Raw genomic sequence first — 23,131 nt, forward strand, 5'->3', positions numbered from 1 at the left:
ATATAACAAAAAAAGAAGTGACCAGTTTAACTATTTCATTCGTTAGACATTTGAGAAAAAATTAAGCTTTGATGCATATTAAGTTTGTTTAAAAATAGAGATAAAGACACTAAAGGCAGAATAAGCTTTTCATTAGAAATAAAAAATTATTCTGCCCCCATAAAAAGAGAAGATTAAATCTTACGTGTGTTATAAATCAGCCAGTCTAAGACCTCTCCCGACAAATGTTCAGCGAGTCTTTCTTGAACTGTTTGATGGTAATGATTTAGCCAGTCTTTCTCTTCATTTGTTAGTAGGTCAACTACGATACAGTCTAAATGAATTGGACACAGTGTGAGCGTTTCAAACTCTAAAAATTCACCGTAAGTTTTTTCAAAGCCTGAGTGAAGTTTGTTTGTAACCAAATTCTCAATACGAATACCATATTGTCCTTCATGGTATAGACCCGGTTCATTAGAGAGAATCATTCCCTCACGCAATTTGCTGTAGGCATGTACAGGCGCATAGTAAGAAAGAACTTGTGGCCCTTCATGTACGTTAAGTGCAAAGCCTACGCCGTGACCTGTTCCGTGTCGATAATCCAAACCATGTTGCCATAAAGTATGTCGACAAATTGAGTCGAGTAGCGGTGCAGCTAACCCTTCTGGATAAATAGCTTTTGCCAAAGCAATGTGACATTTTAAAACCAGCGTATAGTCACGTTTTTGTTGCTCTGTTGGTGTCCCCACAGGAACAACACGAGTGATATCAGTTGTTCCATCTACATATTGGCCACCAGAATCAATGAGCAATAGACCATCGCCTTCAATGAATGAGTATTGCTCTGGAGTTGCACGGTAGTGAGGTAGAGCACCATTGGCGTTAAAGCCTGCAATCGTTGAAAAACTTGGTCCTATAAATCCGTCTTGCTGAGCGCGGTAGGCAGTAATTTTCTCATCGATAGTCAGTTCTGAAATGCGTTCACCCTGATGAAGTGCTTTTTCTAGCCAATGGAAAAAGTGACAAAGCGCGACTCCATCTTTAAGCATTGCATGGCGGATATGAGCAATTTCGCTTTCATGCTTGCGCGATTTAAAAAGAGTACTTGGGTTGATGTCGTATACAACCTGAATATCTTTTGCGATGGCTTGTTCATGAAAAATCGATACTTTTGCTGGATCTAAAAGCACAGATGAATCAGAAATATTCGTTAAAAACTTAGACGTATCTTCATAATTACGAATTTCGATGCCATCGGCTGCGAAAGCTTGTTGAATGGTTGAGTCTATTTTACTGCTATCAATAAACAGAACAGCTTGCTCTGCATTAATATAAAAATGAGAAAGAAAAACTGGGTTGTATTCTACGTCTTGTCCACGTGCATTTAAGACCCATGCAATATCATCTAAAGATGAAAGAAAATGCCCTGAAATATTCTTGCTATGTAAAGTCTCACGAATAGCCTGAATTTTCTCTTTACGAGATAGTGCATTTAGCCCTTCAGGCATTAAATAGATTTTTTCAGAGGGTAGTTCTGGGCGGTCTAACCAAATCTCTCCAACTAAATCTTTTTGAGTCTCGAGTTTATAGCTATGAACTCGTGCAGTATGTTCGAGTGCTTTAAATTGTTGAATAGATAAGGTATGTCCATTTACAGCAATGATTGAATTTGCTGCTAAGTTTTGTCCAATCCAAGCTAAATGTGTTGAAGACTCATCACTTGTTAATTTTTGAAGATTAAAGCCAGTTCCAACAAGTTGTTGCTCGGCTTGTACCCAATAGCGCCCATCGGCCCAAAGTCCTGCAAAGCTTTGAGTCACTACTAGTGTTCCAACAGAGCCACTAAACCCGCTGAGCCATTGTCTCGCCTTCCAATAGTCTGGTAAATATTCTGACATATGGGGATCGGCACTCATCACAACAAATGCATCAATTTGCTGAATGCGCATGAGTTCACGAAGTTTCGCTAGTTTTTCTGGAACAGTTAAATCGTTCATATTGTTTCCAAATCAGGTTGAACTTTGTTGGTGCTTTTGCCCATTAATTTATTCATTGGTTTCTTTAATAAAAATAACACGATTGCGCCAATAACCAAGGCCAATACACAGCGCATAAATAGGCTAGGTAAATGATTAATACCATCTGCCGATACATGTCCGCCAATTAAACCTGCCATGAGGTTGCCTAAAGCTGAACCAGTGAACCATAAACCCATAATTTGACTGCGTATGACATCAGGTGCAAGTTTGGTCATGGTTGATAAGCCAATCGGGCTTAAGCAAAGTTCACCTATGGTAAGAAGAAATAAAGTACCGACTAACCAAAATGGTGAAACTACTCCGCCACGAATAGCAAAATGACTGGCTAAAGTCATAAGCAAAAAGCCACCTGCTGCGAATAGCAACGCAATAATAAATTTACTTATATAGCTTGGATCTTTATTTGCTTTACCTAGTTTAGCCCATAGCCAAGCTGCTACTGGAGCAAATATAATAATAAAAAGGGCATTGATTGATTCAAACCATACAGTTGGGATCTCAAATCCAAAAACAATACGATCCGTATAATCTTGGGCAAATAAAGTAAAAGTTGTGGGTTTTTGTTCGAAAGCTGACCAGAATAGGGCAGATGCTGCTAATAAAACGAAGCAAATAACGATTTTAAATTTTTCATGTTGCTCTAAATTCAGGAAAAGTAATAAGTAGGCAAAATAAGCAATAATCCCAATGCTAATTCCTACAGTTAAGTAGGTTGCAACAACGACTGGGTTGATGTGAATAATCCCAAAGAAAGTTAATCCAATAACCACCGCCACAGCGAATAAAAAGCTAAATACAATTTTAGGCGCATTTTTATTTTCTACGACAGGTTTGCTACAGCTGTTGGCTTCTTGGCGTAGCTCATTAAAAGTTTGGAGCTGTGGGATAGCTAAAAAGCGGAAAATTAATAAAGCAATGAGCATCCCAATGCCACCAATACCAAAGCCTAAGTGCCAGCCATAATCGCGAGCTAATAGACCTGTAATGAGCGGGGCAATAAACGAGCCCGTATTAATTCCCATATAAAAAATGGAGAATCCTGCATCTCGTCTACTATCCTGAGCTTTATATAAGGTTCCGACAATCACTGAAATACAGGTTTTAAATAGACCTGATCCAAGCACAATAAGAACTAAACCGAAATAAAAAAAGAATTGATCAAAAATGGTAGTGAGGGCAATTGATAAATGGCCTAGCGCAATAATAATGGAACCGTACCAGACTGATCGTGCCTGACCTAACCAGTTATCGGCAATCCAACCACCAAAAACAGTCATTAAATACATAGAGCCGGCAAATAACCCAACAATTGCTGCAGCGGTTGGACGGTCAAGGCCTAAACCACCGTCGTTGACCATTGCAATCATATAAAGAACGAGTAAAGGCCGTATACCATAATAAGAAAATCTTTCCCAAAGCTCTGTAAAAAATAAAGTTTTTAGGGGTTTTGGATGGCCGAAAAAAGCTCTGTCATATTGTTCGATTTCATGCTTCATTTCAAATCCTTTGAACTGATTGGTAGTTTAGAGAAAACCAAACTTTTAGTTTGTTTAATTATAAAAAAAAGTTATGTTTCATTTTTTAGATTTTTTTAACTTGAAAAGCAAGTTTGTCATGTATAAAAAAGGTATATAACAAATGGTAAAAATTAGATCAGAAAAATTATAAGGTGAGGTGGGTTCTATAAAGTTTTTACTGCACCAAAGCTGATCAACTCTCGCTTTAGTACAAAGAACAATAAGAACAAAATTAGATTAATATTTTAAAGCTTTAGAATTTCAATGGATGAGTATGAACTCATAAACTATTCCATTTTTAAAATATCTATTCAGACGAAGTCTTTTTAAAGCTCTTATTAGCAAATCATGGGGTATATACCATGGTCTCAGCTCTAGCTTAAAAATTTCATATAAAATAGATTATTATTTTCATGCATTGCAGTAGGAAGGTCGGCTTTCTATATAAGAAAGTATTATGATCGTGAATGACTGCTAGATATTGATGCGATGATACATATTGGCGCAACAATTTTGCACTAAATTAGGGCGATTGCGAGCTATTCTTGTATGCCATAATTTGAAAATGTCTGAATATGGTGCATTTAACTATGCAAACAGTATAATGGGTTCGAGACAAGGGACCTAAATCATCGATAGTTATAAGCAATTCAATGTTTTAGGTAAGTCTTATAAAGTTGGTATGAGAATTGCTATATAAATACCAGCAACTAACACGCACTTAACAAGTGCAACAAAATTTCATTGGAGCAAAATGAGCATGGCGAACAAGGTCCTTCAACTCATACAAGAAAGTGGCGCAAAATGGGTCGATTTTCGCTTTACTGATACTAAGGGTAAAGAGCAGCACGTAACTTACCCAGCTGATTCTATTGATGAAGATACTTTTGAAGACGGTAAAATGTTTGATGGTTCTTCAATCGCTGGTTGGAAAGGCATTGAAGCATCTGACATGATTTTACGTCCAGATGCAGAAACTGGTTTCATCGACCCGTTCTTTGCTGAACCAACTGTAGTTGTGACTTGTGACGTTATTGAACCTTCAACAGGTCAAGGTTATGAGCGTGACCCACGTTCGATTGCTCGCCGTGCAGAAGAATACTTAAAATCTACAGGTATCGGTGATACTGCATTCTTTGGTCCAGAACCAGAATTCTTTGTATTTGACGAAGTGAAATGGGACATCGATATGTCTGGCGCTCGTCATACATTAATCGCTGAAGAAGCTGCTTGGTCTACTGGTAAAGACTACGAGTCTGGTAACTCTGGTCACCGTCCACGTGTTAAAGGCGGTTACTTCCCAGTTCCTCCAGTTGATTCTTCACAAGATATGCGTGCAGAAATGTGTGCGAAAATCGAAGACATCATGGGCCCAGGTCGTGTAGAAGTACATCACCACGAAGTTGCTTCTTGCCAATTAGAAATTGGTGTGAGCTTCAATACTCTTGTACGTAAAGCTGACGAAGTTCAACAGTTTAAATATGCTGTTTGGAACGTTGCACATCAATATGCAAAAACAGCTACGTTTATGCCTAAACCAATGGTAGGTGATAACGGTTCTGGTATGCATGTTCATATGTCTATCTCTAAAGATGGCAAGAACTTGTTTGCTGGTGATGAATATGCAGGCCTTTCAGAAATGGCGTTGTACTTCATCGGTGGTATCATCAAGCACGCTCGTGCATTGAATGCAATCACAAACCCATCTACAAACTCATACAAGCGTTTGGTTCCTCACTTCGAAGCACCAATTATGCTTGCTTACTCAGCGCGTAACCGTTCTGCTTCTATCCGTATTCCATACGTTTCTAGCCCTAAAGGTAAGCGTATCGAAGCTCGTTTCCCAGACCCAATGATGAACCCGTACTTAGGTTTCGCTGCATTGTTGATGGCTGGTATCGACGGTATCCAAAACAAGATCCATCCAGGCGAAGCTGCTGATAAGAACTTGTATGATCTTCCTCCAGAAGAAGAAGCAAAAATCCCAACAGTTGCTCATAGCTTAGATATGGCTCTTGAAGCACTTCAAGCAGATCACGAATTCTTGTTAAAAGGCGGCGTGTTCACTAAAGAAATGCTTGATGCATACATCGAACTTAAAACTGAAGATGTACGTCGTCTTAACACGACTACTCACCCAGTTGAATTCGATATGTACTACAGCTTGTAATACATATTTTCGTAAAAAAGCCTGCTTATGCAGGCTTTTTTATTGTTCAAAATGTTGATTGAATTCTCTACGTTTTTTATCAAAAAATTGGGGTAAACTAGGTGCGAGTTTTCATGTGAGCAGATTATGCGTAAACGGCAACCAGTACTTAAACAGGAAAAGACTTTAAATCCTGAGTTGAAAACATGGTTGTATGCGTCTGGTTCTCTGACCCAACAATTAACTGAGCTTGGTGGTGGCCAGTTCAGTGTAAAACCCTTTAAAGAACACTTTCAGCGTTTAACTTTTGCAGATAGCCAATGGATGAATATGTCTCATGCTCACACCTCGTGGGTAAGGGAAACTTATTTATATGGCTGTGAGGCAGAGCCGTGGGTGAAGGCAAAAAGTATTTTTCCAATTCAAAGCTTACAAAAAAAAGCCCGTATATTTCAGCATATTGGTTCTAAGCCGATTGGCTTTTTTTTATTTCAAAGAACCACTCCGCTTTGTGACCGCCGTGTCATTCGTTTACCAGAAGGTTGGACACGGCAAAGTTGCTATACTTGGCATGGATGTAAATTTATCGTCCAAGAGACATTCTTACCGGCTTTTGAAGCTTTTTTAAATCAGCAGCACGACAAGGAATTACTATGACGACTGCAACAGGCACAACATGGCGTCAGCGCTTAGAAGCTTATTATTATCTATGTCGATTTGATAAGCCTGTTGGAACAGAACTGGTGTTTTGGCCAACCATGTGGGCACTTTGGGTTGCAGTAGAGGGGATGCCACCTCTACATATTCTTCTGGCGATGGTATTAGGTACAATTTTTATGCGTGCTGCTGGCTGTGCCATTAATGACTTTGCTGATCGTAAAGTAGATGGTCATGTAGAGCGTACAAAGACACGTCCTTTGGCAACTGGTGTAATTAGCCCAAGAGAAGCTATATATGTATTTTTAGCTTTAGTATTTGCGAGTGCTTGTACCTTGTTCTTTTTACCTATAGCAACATTTTACTGTGCATTAGGAGGTTTGGTTCTAGCATTTATATATCCTTTCATGAAACGTTATACCCATTTACCGCAAGTCGTTTTAGGTATGGCATTTTCTTGGGGTATTCCAATGTCATTTACAGCAATGGGTAAGCCTTTAGATATAACGTGTTGGCTGCTCTATTTTGGTAATTTGGCTTGGACGGTTGCTTACGATACTCAATATGCAATTACTGACCGTGAATATGATTTAAAGATTGGTGTGAAATCTACCGCTATTCTTTTCGGTCGATATGACATCCAGATTATTGCACTCCTACAGGTAACGAGTCTTGTTTTGATTGGTTCGGCACTGTATTTAGAAAATATCTTATTTCCATGGGCGATCATCGCTTTAGTGATTGTAGCATTCGATTTTATATATCAAACAATGAAAACCAAAGACCGCAATCCTCAAGTCTGCTTTTGGGCATTCCGTCACAATCGTTGGGTTGGATTAATCATTTTTCTAGGAATATTTTTAAATTTCATATAGTAAAAATGACCATGAGGTTGAAAAGTGTTCTATGCAGAGCACTTTTTTTATGTCTTAATATTTGTGCATAAAAAATATGCGGAATAAATAACATATAAAAAGGATATTCTATGAAACGGTCAAACATTGCTTTAGCTATAACATTATCAATTTCAGCATTATTTCTTACAGCGTGTAATGACGATGATGATAATTACACTGGGATAGATACAAATAAAGCCTATGTCTCTGAAAGTAATTACGCAATTGATAAAGTTGATAATGCCTCAACGATCAAAGTAATGACTTATAACATGGCAAATGTTCAAGGAAAAACAGCAACTGCTACAGCAATGGTATTGTTTCCAAAAGCTACACAACCGAAAGATGGTTATCGCGTAGTGGTATGGGAACACGGAACTGTTGGGGTGGGTGATGGTTGCGCACCAAGTAAAAATACAATTAATCCGCGATTTAAAATCCTTGCTGAGTCTTTGTTAGCAGCAGGTTATGTGATTGTGGCACCAGATTATGAGGGATTAGGTACACAAGGGGTGCATCCGTACTTAAACTTATCAAGTGAGGCAAAATCAGCCTTAGCTGCAGTTAAAGCAGTAAAAGAACATTATGGCGCTCAATTAAAAGGTGACTGGATGTCGATTGGTCAGTCTCAAGGTGGGCATGCATCTTTGGGAACTGCTGAATTTGCTAATACTGATGCAAGTTATAAAGGTGCTGTAGCTGGTGCACCTGCATCAAGCTTAGGAACAATTATTCAAATTTATATTGATCCCGCAATGAATCAAGATAGTAATTTTGCAGTTAGTAAGCTAGATCAGGCAATTAGAGCGCGTAGACAGATTGATGCAGCGATTGCTGCAGGGCAAATGTCTCCAAATGATCCACTGGCGCTTGCTGTACCTACAATTGATAAAACTGCAGAAGGATATGCCGAATTATTAGCATATGCAGCTTTTGCTAGTGCAGGGATTAAAGCACAGCAACCAGACTATGACTTGAAGGCAATTTTTACTTCAGGAGCGGCTGATATTGCAGAATTGGCTTATGGTCGTACAGGTGATGATGGTGCATGTTTAAGTTATCCTGCACCAGATAGTGCTAATGGCTTACAAGAAAAGTTTAAAGCGGGAATCTTAGCTTTCTTGGCTGACCCTGCACATCAAATTACCCAGTACGGTATTGATCTAAATAAATTTAAAGGAGATCAAGTTGTTCAACGCTTCTTGACGGCGACTCAACCTGCGACGAATGCTACAGCCGAGAAAGTTATTAAAACACCAGTATTCATTATTCAAGGTGAAAAAGATCAAGCTGTGTTGCCTGTGGTAACGACAAGCTTATTTAATAATATGAAAGCTAATGCTGTGAAATTCTTCCCACAAGCCGGCTATGATAAAGGCTATAAGCTAACTATTGTACCGAATGCGACCCATACTCAAGCAATCATATGTGAAAATGCCAATGCTGTAGATTTCATTCAAGCTAATATGTCAGCGGGTACGGGTATTGTGCTGACTGATGCACAGAAAGATGCTAGCCAAAGCCCGCACTGTACAGGTAAGTTCTAAGTTTTATTTAACTAGCATTTAGCTTAAGAAAAGAGCCTTTATATAGGCTCTTTTTTATTATATTGTTACGTAGCTTAAAATTAATGATGTTCGAGTTTAAATCACTTATGAATCAGCAATCAGTTGAAAAAAAATCTGTTCCTTGGTTATTAATGGGATTAGGTTTACTCATTCCTTTTCTGATTATAGGGATTCTTTTCTTTGCTGCAAAAAGCGATGCGAAGAATAAAAAACAATACGAACAGCAGCGTTTAGAAATGGCAAAAAGAATCGCTGAAAAAGAAGCGGTAAATTCTGAAAAGAAATAACAGCAGCTTGTTAATGAATATCCTTTTGTAACTGGCGTATGGTAGGAATATTCGTGTAGCGCTTTACTAGGTAACCTGCTTCAGTAAGCATTTGATCACGAATACGGTCTTCTTCTACTTTTTCAAGATGGGTAGGGTCATCTAGCTCAATAATAGCAATCACTTCCATCTTGTCATTTAGCATGACAAAGTCAGTGACTTTACGGTTGAACTGACTACGAATTTTATAGTCATTACTGGTAATTAAAGCACTAAAAGCCACTTGTGCTAACACATGATAATTTGGAAAACTTTGTTTTAAACGGATAAACATTTGAGTTTCAAAGTTTGTAATGACAGGACGAGCAAAGAATTTTTGTTTTGGAAATAAATAAGGGCGTAAACAAACGAGAAGAAAAATACAGGTGCTTACGCAACCTAAAATAATAAAAAATAAGTGACTCGATTCGAACATGGGAAAGCATCATACAAATAAAAACCCACTCATGATGAGTGGGTTTTTAAGAATCTTGGCTCTCCCACCTGGGCTCGAACCAGGGACCTGCGGATTAACAGTCCGTCGCTCTACCGACTGAGCTATGGGAGAATCTGGAAAAGGATTTTAGGCAGGAAAGGGGGCTGGGTCAAGCCTTAATGGCAGAATTAGAGAGAATATCTAATCGTTTGGTTTAAAAATACTCGAAACGTTGATTTTATTAAAAATAATAAAAGTATTAAATGATAAAAAAGAAAAAGCCCACAATAAATGCGGGCTTTTAGAATCTTGGCTCTCCCACCTGGGCTCGAACCAGGGACCTGCGGATTAACAGTCCGTCGCTCTACCGACTGAGCTATGGGAGATTAGTAGATGGCTCTCCAACCTGGGCTCGAACCAGGGACCTGCGGATTAACAGTCCGTCGCTCTACCGACTGAGCTATTGGAGAATCTGATGCGCATTTTATGGATGAAATCTAAAACCGTCAATAAGAATATTAAAGAAAATGAATCGTTTGCTTGATTAATATGCTTTTGTGGTATCAAAAATAAAAAAACCACCCGAAATAGGGTGGTTTTTTATAAAGAAATAAAATTATTTCTCTACACCTGCTGGTTGACCTGCAAGTTTTGCATTTGCATAGTCCCAGTTCACAAGGCTTTCTAAGAAAGTTGCGATATATTTAGGACGTAAGTTACGGAAATCGATGTAGTAAGCGTGTTCCCATACGTCAATTGTTAATACAGCAATTTGACCATGTGCAAGTGGAGTGTCTGCATTAGAAGTTTTAGTAATAGAAAGTTTACCGTTTACTTCATCAGCAACTAACCAAGCCCAACCTGAACCAAATTGAGTTGTCGCAGCAGCAGTAAATTCTTCTGCAAATTTTTCGTAGCTACCAAAAGCTTCGTCAATTTTAGCAGCGATTGCGCCAGTAGGCTTACCACCACCATTTGGCTTCATAGAATTCCAGTAGAATGTATGGTTCCAAACTTGAGCAGCGTTGTTGAAAATACCAGCTTTAGATGCATCACCAGCAGTTGCTTTGATGATTTGTTCTAAAGTTTTACCTTCAAGGTCAGTTCCTTTGATTAAGTTGTTTAAGTTAACAACATAGGTATTGTGGTGTTTGTCGTGATGGTATTCTAAAGTTTCTTTACTAATATGTGGCGCTAAATCATCATAGCCATATGGAAGTGCAGGTAAAGTAATGGTTGTCATGTTCCTATTCCTTGCATTTGCTGGGTTATACAATTAAGTGGCTCTATTGTAAATGATTCTGGTCACAATAGGGCATCGTTTTAAAGAACTATACACAATAAAGATCTAATTAATACGCATAACACAGATTGAAAAAAAGACTTAATTAAATCGGATTATTCAATTCAAAATATTCACTTTCAACTGAGAACTGTTTTGAGATTGCTTGTGCTAAACGTTGAACACCATAACGCTCAGTTGCATGGTGGCCACAAGCAAAATAATGAATACCTAACTCTTTTGCTTCATAAAAAGTTCGTTCACTGACTTCACCTGAGATATAAGCATCACAATTTTGCAAAGCCGCTTTAGCAATAAAATCTTGAGCCCCACCTGTGCAGAAGCCCACTTTTTGAATGCTTTGTTTTTCTGCTGGCAAATGAATCACCTTAAAATCAAAACTGTTTTGTAGTTTTGCTTTAAATTCATCAACAGAAAGCGCTTGTTCTAAATAACCAATATTGCCAATTGGATGTTTCTCGGCTAAATCGAGTGGTTCTAAATTCTGCAAGTTCAGTTTTTCTGCAATAGCCACATTGTTGCCTAAAGTTGGGTGGGCATCTAAAGGTAAATGGTAAGCAACTAATGAAATATTATTTTGGATGAGTTTCTTAATGCGATTGCCGCGCATTCCTGTAATTGGATACGGTTCGCCCTTCCAAAAATAACCGTGATGTACGAGTAATAGATCTGCATTCTGAGCAATTGCAGCATCAATTGCATCTTCGGAAGCAGTAACCGCACAAAGAATATGTTTTACTTCAGTTGAACCTTCAATTTGCAGGCCATTAGGTGCGTAATCTTTAAATTCTGCTGCTTTTAAGGTTTGGTCGCACCACTGAATAATTTCATGCAAATTTGCCATGATATTTCCTGAATTGAGTAGTAAATAATTGCTAAAGCTATAGAAACATATTTTGTTGTGTAACTAAAGCTAGACAAATCTTTTTTGACTTTTTTATGTATATCGACATATTTAATTTAAAATGCTTAACTGAAAAGTCTTTTTGTTCAATATATTAATTTAATTAAAAACTTCTTTGCGTAGAGGATATGAACGTGCGCCGCACCTTTACATGGTTACCTTGGGTGTTACTTATTATTGTAATTGCCAGTTTTATTGCATGGCAAAAATACCATCAGCCGAAACCAACTGTTGCAGTTGATGGGGTGCAAATGCCTGCTGAGAAAGTTGAACCATTGGTTGATACTTCACGAACGGGCGGGGTGGTATCTTATAGCGCTGCGGTAAAAGTTGCAGCGCCAGCCGTTGTTAATATTTTTACGACCCAGAAAGTTAAACAAAATCATCCATTATTAAGTGATCCTGTCTTCCGCGAATTTTTTGGAAATCAGGTTCCTGAACAACAACAGCAAAATGAAAATAGCTTAGGCTCTGGAGTTATTGTACGAGCTGACGGTTATATTCTTACGAATAATCATGTAATTGCTCAAGCTGATCAAATTGTAGTAGCATTACATGACGGGCGTCGTGCAGAAGCAACGATTGTTGGTACAGACCCTGATACGGATTTAGCCGTAATTAAAATCGATTTAGATAAATTACCTGTATTGCCATTTAAGCTAAGTGGCAATGAAGTAGGTGATGTTGTCTTGGCTATCGGTAACCCATTTGGTGTAGGGCAAACGGTAACCCAGGGTATTATTTCTGCGACTGAACGCTCTGATTTAGGTATCAATACCTATGAAGACTTTATTCAAACGGATGCAGCAATTAACCCAGGTAACTCTGGTGGAGCATTAATTGATGTGGCTGGGAATTTAATTGGTGTAAATACTGCTATTTTCTCTCAGTCAGGTGGTTCTTTAGGAATCGGTTTTGCAATTCCCGCTAAAGTTTGCCAACAAGTTTTAAACTCAATTTTGAAAGATGGTCGTGTTGTCCGTGGATGGTTAGGGATTAGTTTAGTACCCCCTACACAAGAAGATGTATTAGCGCCGAAACAGCAAATTGGCGTAGTAGTTGCAGATGTCTTGAAAAGTGGTCCAGCTGCGTCAGCAGGTATTAAAATTGGCGATAAAATTATTCAAGTTAATAATGAGCCAATCACTTCAGCATCTCATTTGATTAATTACGTCGCATTACAAGCGCCTAATAGCGAAATTAATGTAATGGTTGAGCGAGATGGGAAGCAACAAAACTTTGTGGTGACAGTAGGGGAAAGGAAAAACCAAAATACTCAATCACAATTTATACCACTGCCTAAACAATAAAAGTAAAAAAGCCTCTTAGTGAGGCTTTTTTTATTGGCTTGAATTAAGAATGAGAGGGTGCTTGATGTTGATGTTTAAACTCAGTTAAAGCATCAATGCGAGACTGAATTAACATTTCACCAATCTCAGCACCTTTAATATTCTCAGGTAAATCCTGAACTTTAATAGAGCGAACGATTTGCATCGCGTCTAACATATATTGAGCTTGAGGATAAGGTCGGTCTTCTAAACCTAGTCTTCCTTTAGCATCACATTCACATGCTTGTACAAAAGCTTCTACTCTCTCAGGACGGCGTAAGACATCTAGACGCTGTAATAAACGCCATACAGTTCCAGGTTTTAACGACATAATCTGATGACATTTTAGATGTTCTTTACACACTGAGAGTGCCAACTGTCGAGTTTGAGTAGGAACTTTTAAACGTTCACATAGCTCGGTAACGGGTTTCACTCCACGTTCTTCATGCATGATATGGCGAGGAAGTTCATTAACTGGAGTTAATGCTTTACCTAAATCATGCACTAACACAGCAAATCGAACATCGAGCGAATAATTGGCCTTACAAGCTTGCTGTAAGGACATTAAGGTATGTATGCCACAATCTACTTCTGGATGATATTCAGGACGCTGTGGAACACCAAACAATGCATCAATTTCAGGAAAAAGATGTTTTAAGGCACCGCAATCACGTAATGTTTGGAAATAAACATCGGCATGATCTTCTAAAAGTGCACGTGAAGTCTCTTTCCATACACGCTCTGGCGTTAATGCATCTAGTTCACCTGATTCTGCCATTGTTTGCATGAGTTCTAAGGTTTCAGGTGCAATATGAAAACCATATGAAGAATAACGCGCTGCAAAGCGTGCAACACGTAAAACACGTAAAGGATCTTCAGCAAAAGCTTCTGAAACATGACGTAAAGTTTTATTTTCTAAATCGTTTTGACCGCCATATGGGTCATATAGTTTGCCATCTTGATCCATTGCTATGGCATTGATGGTTAAATCACGGCGAATTAAATCTTCTTCTAAACTTACAGTAGTATCGGTAAAAAATTGGAAACCGTGATATCCCTTACCGGACTTACGTTCAGTGCGTGCAAGTGCATATTCTTCTTTTGTTTCAGGATGAAGAAACACAGGAAAATCTCTGCCTACAGGTTGAAAACCTTGGGCGAGCATGTGTTCCGGCGTTGCACCGACCACAACATAGTCTTTTTCTTGATAGGGATGCCCAAGTAAAGAATCACGGACAGCACCGCCTACTAAATACACTTGCATGAAAAAACCTCTATTCTTCAAGCAATCATGCTACAGAATAGAGGTTTTCTCAAGTCATTAGAGAGGCTTTTCGTAAAAAGCGGTTTCTAAATTACTTTTCTTGTTGTTGGATTTCAGCAACAGTTAAAGCAGTCATATTGATAAGACGACGAGTTGTTGCAGTCGGTGTCAAAATATGAACAGGTTTAGCAGCCCCTAACAAAATTGGACCAATAGTAACGTTGTTACCAGAAGTCGCTTTCAATAAGTTAAATGAAATATTTGCTGCATCTAGGTTCGGCATAATGAGCAAGTTTGCAGATCCTTTAAAACGTGAACCTGGGAATGCAAATTGACGAATATTTTCGTCTAATGCTGCATCACCGTGCATTTCACCTTCAACTTCAAGTTCAGGAGCTTGCTCAGATAAGATGCGATAAACTTCACGCATTTTTTGAGCACTTGAATCAGTTTGATCACTACCAAAACTTGAATGAGAAAGTAGGGCTACACGTGGAGTAATACCAAAACGACGCACTTCTTCAGCTGCTAAAATAGTCATTTCAGCAAGTTGTTCAGCAGTCGGGTTGGTGTTTACGTAGGTATCTGCAATAAATAAATTACGATCTTCAAGCATTAATGCATTTAATGTGAAGAAGTTATTCATGCCTTCTTTAAGGCCAATCACATTGCGTACAAAGTCGAGGTGAATGTTATAGCTACTATAAGTACCACATAACATACCGTCTGCTTTACCGAATTTAACCAGTAAAGATGCAATTAAAGTAGAACGGCGACGAGCTTCACGTTGAGCATATTCAACAGTAATGCCTTTACGTTGCATTGTTTGATAGTAGTCTTTCCAAAACTCTTCATACATCGGGTTTTGTTCTTGATCTACGATCTCAATATTTACACCGTGTTGTAAACGTAAGCCTAATTTTTTGATATTAGCTTCAATTACAGCAGTACGACCTACTAAAATTGGTTTAGCCAAGTCTTCATCAACTGCGATTTGCACTGCACGTAATACGCGCTCATCTTCACCTTCAGCATATGCGATGCGTTTAGGATCTGTTTTTGCTTGAGCAAAAATCGGTTTCATCAAGAATGCAGAGTTATAAACAAACTCAGATAGTTTTTGACGGTATGCAGAGAAATCTTCGATCGGACGAGTTGCAACACCTGAATCCATTGCAGCTTTAGCAACAGCAGGGGCAATTTCTAAAATTAAACGTTGATCAAGTGGACGTGGAATTAAATAATCACGGCCAAATGAAGCAGATTTTTCACCATAAGTAGCTGCATCAGCTTCTACATGTGCCATACGTGCAATTGCATGTACACATGCAATTTTCATTTCTTCATTAATCGTCGTTGCGCCAACGTCAAGTGCACCACGGAAAATGTAAGGGAAGCATAATGCGTTGTTTACTTGGTTTGGATAGTCAGAACGACCTGTTGCCATAATCACGTCTGGACGTACTTCATGTGCATGTTCAGGTAAAATCTCTGGATCTGGGTTTGCCAAAGCAAAGATAATAGGGTTCTCAGCCATCTGTTTCACCATTTCTTTGGTGAGAATACCAGCAGCAGAAAGACCCAAGAACATATCTGCACCAGCCATTACTTCATGAAGCTGAGATGCAGTAATGTCTTGAACATAACGTTTTTTAGATTCATCAAGTCCATCACGAGAAGTCGTTAATAGACCACGAGAATCGGCAACAATAATATTTTCTTTTTTAGCACCAAGTGCACAAAGCAAGTCTAAGCATGAAAGTGCTGCTGCACCTGCACCTGAAGCTACAATTTTGATTTCATCAATTTTTTTATTTACAAGTTGCAATGCATTGAGCAAAGCTGAACCTACAATAATACTTGTACCATGTTGATCGTCATGGAATACAGGAATTTTCATACGTTCACGAAGTTTCTTCTCAATATAGAAACATTCTGGCGCTTTAATATCTTCGAGGTTGATACCGCCGAAAGTTGGCTCAAGAGAAGCAACAATATCTACAATTTTATCTGGATCGTTTTCTGCAATTTCGATGTCAAATACGTCAACACCAGCAAACTTCTTGAATAGAACCCCTTTACCTTCCATTACAGGTTTAGAAGCTAATGGTCCAATATTACCTAAACCAAGAACAGCTGTACCGTTACTGACTACGGCAACCAAATTTCCGCGAGCTGTATATTTAGCAGCAGTTGATGGATCACGTTCAATCTCTAAACATGGCGCAGCAACTCCTGGTGAGTAGGCTAAAGCCAAATCTCGTTGGTTGACAAGTTGCTTACTTGGGGTGACGCTGATTTTCCCTGGGTTTGGATATTCATGGTAATTTAAAGCGGCCTGTTTTAAAGATTGATCGTCCATCTGAGTCTCTATTTGATACAAAAAAGCAAACTAGTCAAATCGCTCATTTAGGGAGAGGCAACGCGGCTCTTTGACTATGCTTTAATTTTTACCAATTAAGAGAATAGTAGACGAATTGCCAATAGCCCCGTGGTGAGCTAAATGCTAAAGAATATAACACTACTTCTTTATTTCTCACAGTCAAAAACGCTCATTTTTGGAAAAAGCAGCATAGGTAAAATAGATGGCCAAAACAGTTAAGAAATATGTGGATTTGTTTGTAGATAAGGAATGACCTGCTCGGCAGGGATTGGACGACTAAAGAAATAGCCTTGTAAAAAATCACATTGTTGTTTTTGCAGATAGGTTACTTGTTCTTTTGTTTCTACGCCTTCAGCAACCAGTTTAAGCCCCATGCTTTTACCCATTGCGATCATTGCATTCACAATCGCTTCTTGTTTGTGATCACCAATTTTAGAAATAAAAGCACGATCAATTTTTAATACATCAATTGGGTATTCTGTCAGGTACGCCAAAGAAGAATAACCCGTACCAAAGTCATCTAAGGCAATTGAGATATCTCGTTGTTTTATCGCGTGTAATAGTGTTTTTACGTTATCAGTATTGTCTAAAAGGGCTGACTCAGTAATTTCAAGTTCAAGATCTGAACCTTGTATATTATATTTTTGCAAAACCTCATCTAAATCACTGAGTAATAAGCCTCGATGTATCTGTTGTGCCACAATATTTACAGAGACTTGAATGTTGATATAGCCTGCATTTTTCCACTCTTGTAGTTGCTTTCCAACTTTATCTAAAACAACTTTACCAATGTCTGAAATTAGGCTACTACGCTCAGCAAAAGGTATAAACATATTCGGCATGACTAATCCTTTTTCAGGATGTTGCCAACGAATGAGTGCCTCAAAACCGATAATGGATTGATCTTGTAGACTAATTTTAGGTTGGTAATAAACTACAAATTCATTATTTTGAATAGCTTTGCGTAATTCTTGTTCTAAATCGGCAGTTTTATATGGGTGATCTGTTTTATTGCAGTAGTAAGAAATGGTATTGCCTCCTAAACGTTTTGCCTCTGAAAGTGCTTGCTCTGCATGATGGTTGAGATGGTCAATTTGTCTGCCATGTTCAGGGAAACATGCCACACCAATAGAAGCAGTAATAAAATATTCGTGATTATCAATATAAAATGGTGCGTTTAGCGCTTGCAAAATATTTTGGCAATATTGCTCAATATTTGGATGAATTGGTGAAATTTCATAAATAATTGCGAAATCATCACTATTTAAGTAGGCGACTAAAATTGCATTAATATTGATTAAGCGTAATCTTTGTGCGAACTGTTTAAGTAGTTCGTCACCACTATCATTATTTAAAAATTCATTAAAAGCCCGGAATCGGTCAATATTGACTCGTATTAAAGCTAAATTTTTAATGTTATATGAAGGATTTACAAGATATTGATGTAGTTGATTGTAATAGTAAAGACGATTAGGTAAGTGGGTGAGACTGTCGTAATTTTTTAAATAAGATAGGTGCTGCTCTTGGCGCTTCTGCTCAGTGAGATCGCGGGCAAATCCAATGTAATTGGTGATTTGATTGAACTCATCTTTGACGACATTAATATGCAACCACAAATAGACGCTTTTGCCAGAATTAAATTTTTCGTCAAACTGGCCCATGTATTCTCCTGTCTCGAGGAGCTGCTGTTTTATTGAGGTATGAAATTGTTGTTGTAATTCCTTTTGATTACTTGTAATGCTAAATAACTCTTTATTCAAAAGTTCTGCTTTAGTAAATCCAGTCAATTTTTCGTAGTAAGGATTAATATTAATATAGTTCAGATGTTCATCTAAAATAAATATTCCTTCCGCAGCCTGCTCAAGCACAATAGCTGATAGTCTTAGATGTTCTTGATCTTTTTTCTCTTGATGTATATCTCGGGTCATTCCAACCATACGAAGCGCTTTTTGTGTTTTAGGATCTCTTGTGATGACTCGACCTACATCATGAATCCATCGCCAAGAACCATCTCGACGTAAAATGCGAAAATTGATATTAAAATGATCTGTAATACCTTCCAAATGTTGTTTTAAACGTTCTTCAAAAAGCTTTTTATCACTTGGATGGATCCGATCTAATATCGCATGAAGATGAATAACAGCAGTCTGACTTTGCTTTTGTTGATCAAAAAAAGTAATTTCTAACTTTTGATTTTCAATATCCCAATCCCAAGGCCGGATACCTGCAGTTTCATGCGCAAAAGCTAAATTGTAGTGATGGCTTTCGAGTTGCTCATTCATTTTGGTGAGATCATAAGTACGTTCACGTACTTTTTGCTCAAGTAAATGATTGTTGAACTGAAGTTGGGCTTCAATATCTTTAGACTTATTTACTTCTTGCTGGAGCTGTACACATAATTCTTCAGCCCACTGAGTATGTTGGTCTGAAATTTGAACAAGCTGTTTGTTTTTAAGTAATAGTTGAGAAATTTTTTGGTAATTACGTTGAGTTGCGTATGCACAAAGTACTGTTGCTACAAAGGTAAGATTATAGGCAAAATAAAATGGTAATTCAGTAATGGAGTTGTGTGTGAATTGGGCGAACAATAGCGGCAAAGTACTAGGAATAAATAAGAGATAAAAGTATCGAGGTTGTTGCGTTAAAAACGTAAGGCCAATGATATGAGCAGAGGTAATAAATAAAGCAATTAAAATATGAGCATCTGGTAGTGCAACTAGCTCAGGCGGAAGATAAAAATGAATAATCGTGACATTTATTCCCATTAAAATGCCAGATAATAAACAAATACTTTGTAAGACACGATCAGCTTTTTTTGTGAAGTCGATAGTGCGGTAGTGAGTTAAAATATTTAGAATAAATAATAAGCAGATAAAAGAAATGATAGTCAGTCCAATAGACCAGCTAAATATTGTTATTACAGAGGAAAAATAGTAAGAAAAAATACCATATGAAATAAGGCACAGTAATATCAGGCTAATCAAATACCAACGTATATATTGAGTTGAAAGTTTCAGCTGTTCAATTTTTGTTTGATGCTGTAGATATTCTTCCTGAAGCCCAGACATAAGATTTTTCTATCCTATTTTTTTACATATATACAGAAAGAATCTGATTTATCAGTGAAAAAGAATTTGAAATTTTATTCATACAATAAAAGTAAATTAACTTTAAATCACGATTTAATCAATGTTCTGAGAACTTAGGTGGATAAAAATCGATAATTTAAGATAGACAAGGCAACAACTGGGGCAGTTTCTGTACGTAAAACACGGTCACCAATACACCAGTTCATAAAACCAGCTTGATTGGCTTGGGTAATTTCATTTTCACTTAGCCCACCTTCTGGGCCAATTAATAGGGCAAGTTCAGGTTGTATTCCTGCCAATACATCTTTTTGTTCTTTTTCAGGCGCTAAAACAAATTTAGAGTGAGGAAGTTCAGACGAACTTAACCATTCATGAAGGGAAATAGGTGCTAATACTTCTGGCACTAAGTTCAAGCCACATTGTTCACATGCTGCAATTGCAACTGCTTGCCAGTGATCTAATTTTTTTTGATCTCGATCGTATTTTAAGCGCATTTCACAACGCTCACTTGTTAATAATTGAATTTGGCTTACACCCAGCTCAGTGGCTTTTTGAATAGCATAATCCATTCGATCGCCTTTACTCATAACCTGGCCCAAAACAGCTTTAAAAGGGGCATTACGGTTTGCAGGGTTAAAATTTTCAATTGTGACAAAGGCATTTTTTTTATTAATTTCGGTCAACGTTGCGAGATATTCACCACCTTGTCCATTAAATAAAGTCGCTTGTTCTTGTAGTTGTGCACGTAAAACACGTACCCAATGATGAAATACTGATTCTGTCAGTTGAATTGTTGAGCCAACTGTAAGTTCAGTTTCGATAAAAAAACGATTCATTGGGTACGCCTTACAAAATTAATTTAAACCAAGGTCAACAACAAGCTGACGAGTTGGTTCGACTTGATTCATTGAATAGAAGTGTAAGCTTGGTGCTCCACCTGCAATAAGGCGTTCGCATAGCTTAACAACAACTTCATGACCGAAAGCTTTAATACTTTCACTGTCATCGCCATAGGCTTGTAACTGCTTACGGATCCAGCGAGGAATTTCAGCACCCGTACCATCTGCAAAGCGAATTAAATTACTTGCATTGGTAATAGGCATGATACCAGGAGCAACCGGAATGTTAATTCCAGCTTTATCTAAACGCTCTATAAAATAAAAGTATGAATCTGGATTAAAGAAGAATTGGGTAATTCCCGCATTGGCACCAGATTGTACTTTTTCAATAAAACGTTGAATGTCCGAATCAAGGTTTTCAGCTTGAGGATGCATTTCTGGATAAGCTGCAACTTCAATATGAAAATGATCACCTGAGTGCTCACGAATAAAACGTACTAAATCCTGTGCGTAAGGAAGTTCCCCAAGTCCAACCTGACCAGAAGGCAAGTCACCGCGTAAAGCGACAATACGATTAATGCCTTGCGCTTTATATAAATCCAGTAACTCAGCAATACGAGCTTTATCATCACCAATGCAAGAAAGGTGAGGTGCAACTGGCGTACCTTTACCGTTAAAATCTTCAATAGCAGCAAGAGTACGTTCGCGAGTAGAACCACCAGCCCCATAAGTAATCGAGAAAAACTCAGGGTTTAATAGTTGTAATTCTTGGTGAACAATACGAAGTTTTTCTGCACCAGCATCAGTTTTTGGTGGGAAAAACTCAAAAGAAATAGGTGTACGTTTAGTCATGTCAAATCCTTGTAAACAGCGAAACATTTTTAGAAAAAAGGGCAGTCGGTTCACCGTCTGCCCTTAATTTCTTAGTATTTGTAAGCGTCAGATTTGAATGGTCCCTCAACAGCAACGCCTAAATAATCGGCTTGCTCTTGAGTTAACTGAGTAAGTACACCACCAAAACCTGCAACCATTGCAGCAGCAACTTCTTCGTCAAGTTTCTTAGGAAGAACTTCTACGCGAATTTTTGCAGCTTTTTCATTTGCAGGAAGGTCAGCAAATTTCTCTTGGAATAAGTGAATTTGACCTAAAACTTGGTTAGCAAAAGAACCGTCCATCACACGTGATGGGTGACCAGTTGCATTACCTAGGTTTACAAGGCGACCTTCAGAAAGAAGGATAAGGTAGTTGTTTTCGTCTTCTGAACGATAAACTTGGTGAACTTGTGGCTTAACTTCAACCCACTTGTAACCACGTAAATAAGCCGTGTCGATTTCTGTATCGAAGTGACCAATGTTACATACAACTGCACCAGCTTTTAAGCTGTCTAACATTGCTGCATCGCACACGTGGTAGTTACCAGTTGTTGTTACAACAAGGTCAGTGTTGCTAAGAAGATCATGGTTAATATCTTCTTTTTTTCCTGTTTGTACGCCGTTTTTGTATGGAGATACAACTTCATAGCCGTCCATACATGCTTGCATTGCACAAATTGGGTCAACTTCAGTTACACGAACGATCATGCCTTCTTGGCGTAAAGATTGAGCAGAACCTTTACCTACGTCACCATAACCAACTACAAGTGCACGGCGGCCAGACAAAAGCATGTCAGTTGCACGTTTGATTGCGTCATTTAATGAGTGACGGCAACCGTATTTGTTGTCGTTTTTAGATTTAGTAACTGAGTCATTTACGTTGATTGCAGGAACTTTCAAAGAACCGTCTTTCCACATTTCGATAAGACGTTGAACACCTGTTGTAGTTTCTTCAGTAATACCGTGAATACGTTCTAAAAGAGCAGGGTATTTTTCATGAACAAGAGCAGTTAAGTCACCGCCATCGTCCAAGATCATGTTGGCATCCCAAGGTTGACCATTCACATTGATCTGTTGTTCAAGGCACCATACATATTCTTCTTCAGTTTCGCCTTTCCAAGCAAAAACTGGAATACCGCGAGCAGCAATTGCAGCAGCAGCGTGGTCTTGAGTCGAGAAAATGTTACATGATGTCCAGCGTACTTCAGCACCTAACTCAACAAGCGTTTCAATAAGAACCGCTGTTTGAATGGTCATGTGAATACAACCAAGAATTTTTGCGCCAGCAAGTGGTTTAGTCGCTGCATAGCGTTTACGTAAGCCAATCAAAGCTGGCATTTCTGCTTCAGCAAGTTTGATTTCTTTACGACCGTAGTCAGCAAGTGAAATGTCAGCAACTTTGTAATCTGTAAATGAAGCATTAACCGCGTTCATCAGGATCTCCTAGGAAAAAATAGTATTGATCATTCTGTTCGCGGATGCCGTTGTTGGTTAAAACGAGTGTTTAACCGATCGTCGAGCCTGGCAAATTGATCTTTAGTGCCGATCATTTGTCGCAGCATCCCTCGACTAGTGGGACATTGTACTTGGAAAAGCTTTTAGT

General features: G+C 38.3%; 17 protein-coding genes and 3 tRNA genes. 6 read left to right on the plus strand and 14 right to left on the minus strand.

What is annotated here, in order from left to right; translation table 11 throughout:
• Positions 1–173 precede the first annotated feature (173 nt).
• Positions 174–1,976, minus strand: a complete 1,803-nt coding sequence (locus SOI81_RS05095; protein WP_320541327.1) for an aminopeptidase P family protein — start codon at positions 1,974–1,976, stop codon at positions 174–176.
• On the minus strand, positions 1,973–3,514 hold the full coding sequence (locus tag SOI81_RS05100; RefSeq protein ID WP_320541328.1) for a peptide MFS transporter: 1,542 nt from the start codon (positions 3,512–3,514) through the stop codon (positions 1,973–1,975). Before SOI81_RS05100 ends, SOI81_RS05095 begins: the two co-directional genes overlap by 4 nt.
• Positions 3,515–4,289: 775 nt before the next feature.
• On the opposite strand from SOI81_RS05100, the gene glnA reads away from it, so the two are divergent.
• The 5 genes from glnA to SOI81_RS05125 all read left to right on the plus strand — a co-directional run bounded on the left by glnA (position 4,290) and on the right by SOI81_RS05125 (position 9,092).
• Positions 4,290–5,705, plus strand: coding sequence for a type I glutamate--ammonia ligase (glnA, locus tag SOI81_RS05105; RefSeq protein WP_002052696.1), 1,416 nt, complete (start codon positions 4,290–4,292; stop codon positions 5,703–5,705).
• Between the two features lie 126 nt (positions 5,706–5,831).
• Complete coding sequence (gene ubiC / locus SOI81_RS05110; RefSeq protein ID WP_174726723.1) at positions 5,832–6,341, plus strand: chorismate--pyruvate lyase family protein; 510 nt, start codon at positions 5,832–5,834, stop codon at positions 6,339–6,341.
• Positions 6,338–7,216 (plus strand): 4-hydroxybenzoate octaprenyltransferase, encoded by an 879-nt coding sequence (ubiA, locus tag SOI81_RS05115; protein ID WP_320541329.1) that lies wholly within the window; start codon positions 6,338–6,340, stop codon positions 7,214–7,216. The genes ubiC and ubiA overlap by 4 nt, the downstream gene beginning before the upstream one ends.
• Positions 7,217–7,326: 110 nt before the next feature.
• Complete coding sequence (locus tag SOI81_RS05120; RefSeq protein ID WP_320541330.1) at positions 7,327–8,784, plus strand: alpha/beta hydrolase family protein; 1,458 nt, start codon at positions 7,327–7,329, stop codon at positions 8,782–8,784.
• Between the two features lie 107 nt (positions 8,785–8,891).
• Positions 8,892–9,092, plus strand: coding sequence for a hypothetical protein (locus SOI81_RS05125; RefSeq protein WP_224991419.1), 201 nt, complete (start codon positions 8,892–8,894; stop codon positions 9,090–9,092).
• A gap of 10 nt (positions 9,093–9,102) precedes the next feature.
• Here SOI81_RS05125 and SOI81_RS05130 read toward each other — a convergent pair whose 3' ends face one another.
• From SOI81_RS05130 to SOI81_RS05155, 6 genes are all read right to left on the minus strand, one after another.
• Positions 9,103–9,546 (minus strand): DUF2726 domain-containing protein, encoded by a 444-nt coding sequence (locus SOI81_RS05130; protein ID WP_320541331.1) that lies wholly within the window; start codon positions 9,544–9,546, stop codon positions 9,103–9,105.
• Positions 9,547–9,602: 56 nt separating this feature from the next.
• A tRNA-Asn gene (locus tag SOI81_RS05135) sits at positions 9,603–9,678 on the minus strand.
• Positions 9,679–9,856: 178 nt separating this feature from the next.
• Positions 9,857–9,932 (minus strand) — tRNA-Asn (locus SOI81_RS05140).
• Between the two features lie 8 nt (positions 9,933–9,940).
• Positions 9,941–10,016: transfer RNA gene (locus SOI81_RS05145), tRNA-Asn, on the minus strand.
• Positions 10,017–10,162: 146 nt separating this feature from the next.
• Positions 10,163–10,789 carry a superoxide dismutase gene (gene sodB / locus SOI81_RS05150; protein ID WP_320541332.1) on the minus strand — a complete coding sequence of 209 codons (627 nt, stop codon included), beginning with the start codon at positions 10,787–10,789 and terminating at the stop codon, positions 10,163–10,165.
• A gap of 145 nt (positions 10,790–10,934) precedes the next feature.
• Entirely contained in the window at positions 10,935–11,693 is a 759-nt protein-coding gene (locus tag SOI81_RS05155) for a Nif3-like dinuclear metal center hexameric protein (protein WP_320541333.1), read from the minus strand.
• 194 nt (positions 11,694–11,887) lie between these two features.
• Here SOI81_RS05155 and algW point away from each other — a divergent pair, with 194 nt between their 5' ends.
• Positions 11,888–13,063 carry a S1C family serine protease gene (algW, locus tag SOI81_RS05160; protein ID WP_200042497.1) on the plus strand — a complete coding sequence of 392 codons (1,176 nt, stop codon included), beginning with the start codon at positions 11,888–11,890 and terminating at the stop codon, positions 13,061–13,063.
• A gap of 43 nt (positions 13,064–13,106) precedes the next feature.
• On the opposite strand, the gene cca is transcribed toward algW, so the two are convergent.
• The 6 genes from cca to ahcY all read right to left on the minus strand — a co-directional run bounded on the left by cca (position 13,107) and on the right by ahcY (position 22,962).
• Complete coding sequence (gene cca, locus SOI81_RS05165; protein WP_320541334.1) at positions 13,107–14,345, minus strand: multifunctional CCA addition/repair protein; 1,239 nt, start codon at positions 14,343–14,345, stop codon at positions 13,107–13,109.
• Between the two features lie 91 nt (positions 14,346–14,436).
• Complete coding sequence (gene maeB, locus SOI81_RS05170; RefSeq protein WP_016140443.1) at positions 14,437–16,707, minus strand: NADP-dependent malic enzyme; 2,271 nt, start codon at positions 16,705–16,707, stop codon at positions 14,437–14,439.
• A 236-nt stretch (positions 16,708–16,943) separates the two neighbouring features.
• On the minus strand, positions 16,944–19,796 hold the full coding sequence (locus tag SOI81_RS05175; RefSeq protein ID WP_239975071.1) for a GGDEF domain-containing phosphodiesterase: 2,853 nt from the start codon (positions 19,794–19,796) through the stop codon (positions 16,944–16,946).
• 134 nt (positions 19,797–19,930) lie between these two features.
• A complete protein-coding gene (locus SOI81_RS05180) occupies positions 19,931–20,653 on the minus strand; it encodes a 16S rRNA (uracil(1498)-N(3))-methyltransferase (RefSeq protein WP_239975073.1) in 723 nt (240 codons plus the stop codon).
• An 18-nt stretch (positions 20,654–20,671) separates the two neighbouring features.
• Positions 20,672–21,508: a methylenetetrahydrofolate reductase [NAD(P)H] gene (gene metF / locus SOI81_RS05185; protein ID WP_224991413.1), complete on the minus strand. Its 837-nt coding sequence runs from the start codon at positions 21,506–21,508 to the stop codon at positions 20,672–20,674.
• A gap of 71 nt (positions 21,509–21,579) precedes the next feature.
• The gene (gene ahcY, locus SOI81_RS05190; protein ID WP_239975075.1) at positions 21,580–22,962 is read right to left on the minus strand and encodes an adenosylhomocysteinase; all 1,383 of its coding nucleotides are present in this window, start codon (positions 22,960–22,962) and stop codon (positions 21,580–21,582) included.
• Positions 22,963–23,131: the final 169 nt, after the last annotated feature.

The organism is Acinetobacter pittii (assembly GCF_034067285.1).
Taxonomy (GTDB): Bacteria; Pseudomonadota; Gammaproteobacteria; order Pseudomonadales; family Moraxellaceae; genus Acinetobacter; species Acinetobacter pittii_E.

Coding starts and splice junctions, on each gene's coding strand:
- SOI81_RS05155 (WP_320541333.1), bottom strand. CDS start 11,693: ATGGCAAATTTGCATGAAATTATTCAGTGGTGCGACCAAACCTTAAAA.
- SOI81_RS05180 (WP_239975073.1), bottom strand. CDS start 20,653: ATGAATCGTTTTTTTATCGAAACTGAACTTACAGTTGGCTCAACAATT.
- SOI81_RS05120 (WP_320541330.1), top strand. CDS start 7,327: ATGAAACGGTCAAACATTGCTTTAGCTATAACATTATCAATTTCAGCA.
- SOI81_RS05130 (WP_320541331.1), bottom strand. CDS start 9,546: ATGTTCGAATCGAGTCACTTATTTTTTATTATTTTAGGTTGCGTAAGC.
- SOI81_RS05125 (WP_224991419.1), top strand. CDS start 8,892: ATGAATCAGCAATCAGTTGAAAAAAAATCTGTTCCTTGGTTATTAATG.
- SOI81_RS05100 (WP_320541328.1), bottom strand. CDS start 3,514: ATGAAGCATGAAATCGAACAATATGACAGAGCTTTTTTCGGCCATCCA.
- ahcY (WP_239975075.1), bottom strand. CDS start 22,962: ATGAACGCGGTTAATGCTTCATTTACAGATTACAAAGTTGCTGACATT.
- ubiA (WP_320541329.1), top strand. CDS start 6,338: ATGACGACTGCAACAGGCACAACATGGCGTCAGCGCTTAGAAGCTTAT.
- ubiC (WP_174726723.1), top strand. CDS start 5,832: ATGCGTAAACGGCAACCAGTACTTAAACAGGAAAAGACTTTAAATCCT.
- cca (WP_320541334.1), bottom strand. CDS start 14,345: ATGCAAGTGTATTTAGTAGGCGGTGCTGTCCGTGATTCTTTACTTGGG.
- SOI81_RS05095 (WP_320541327.1), bottom strand. CDS start 1,976: ATGAACGATTTAACTGTTCCAGAAAAACTAGCGAAACTTCGTGAACTC.
- glnA (WP_002052696.1), top strand. CDS start 4,290: ATGAGCATGGCGAACAAGGTCCTTCAACTCATACAAGAAAGTGGCGCA.
- SOI81_RS05175 (WP_239975071.1), bottom strand. CDS start 19,796: ATGTCTGGGCTTCAGGAAGAATATCTACAGCATCAAACAAAAATTGAA.
- maeB (WP_016140443.1), bottom strand. CDS start 16,707: ATGGACGATCAATCTTTAAAACAGGCCGCTTTAAATTACCATGAATAT.
- sodB (WP_320541332.1), bottom strand. CDS start 10,789: ATGACAACCATTACTTTACCTGCACTTCCATATGGCTATGATGATTTA.
- metF (WP_224991413.1), bottom strand. CDS start 21,508: ATGACTAAACGTACACCTATTTCTTTTGAGTTTTTCCCACCAAAAACT.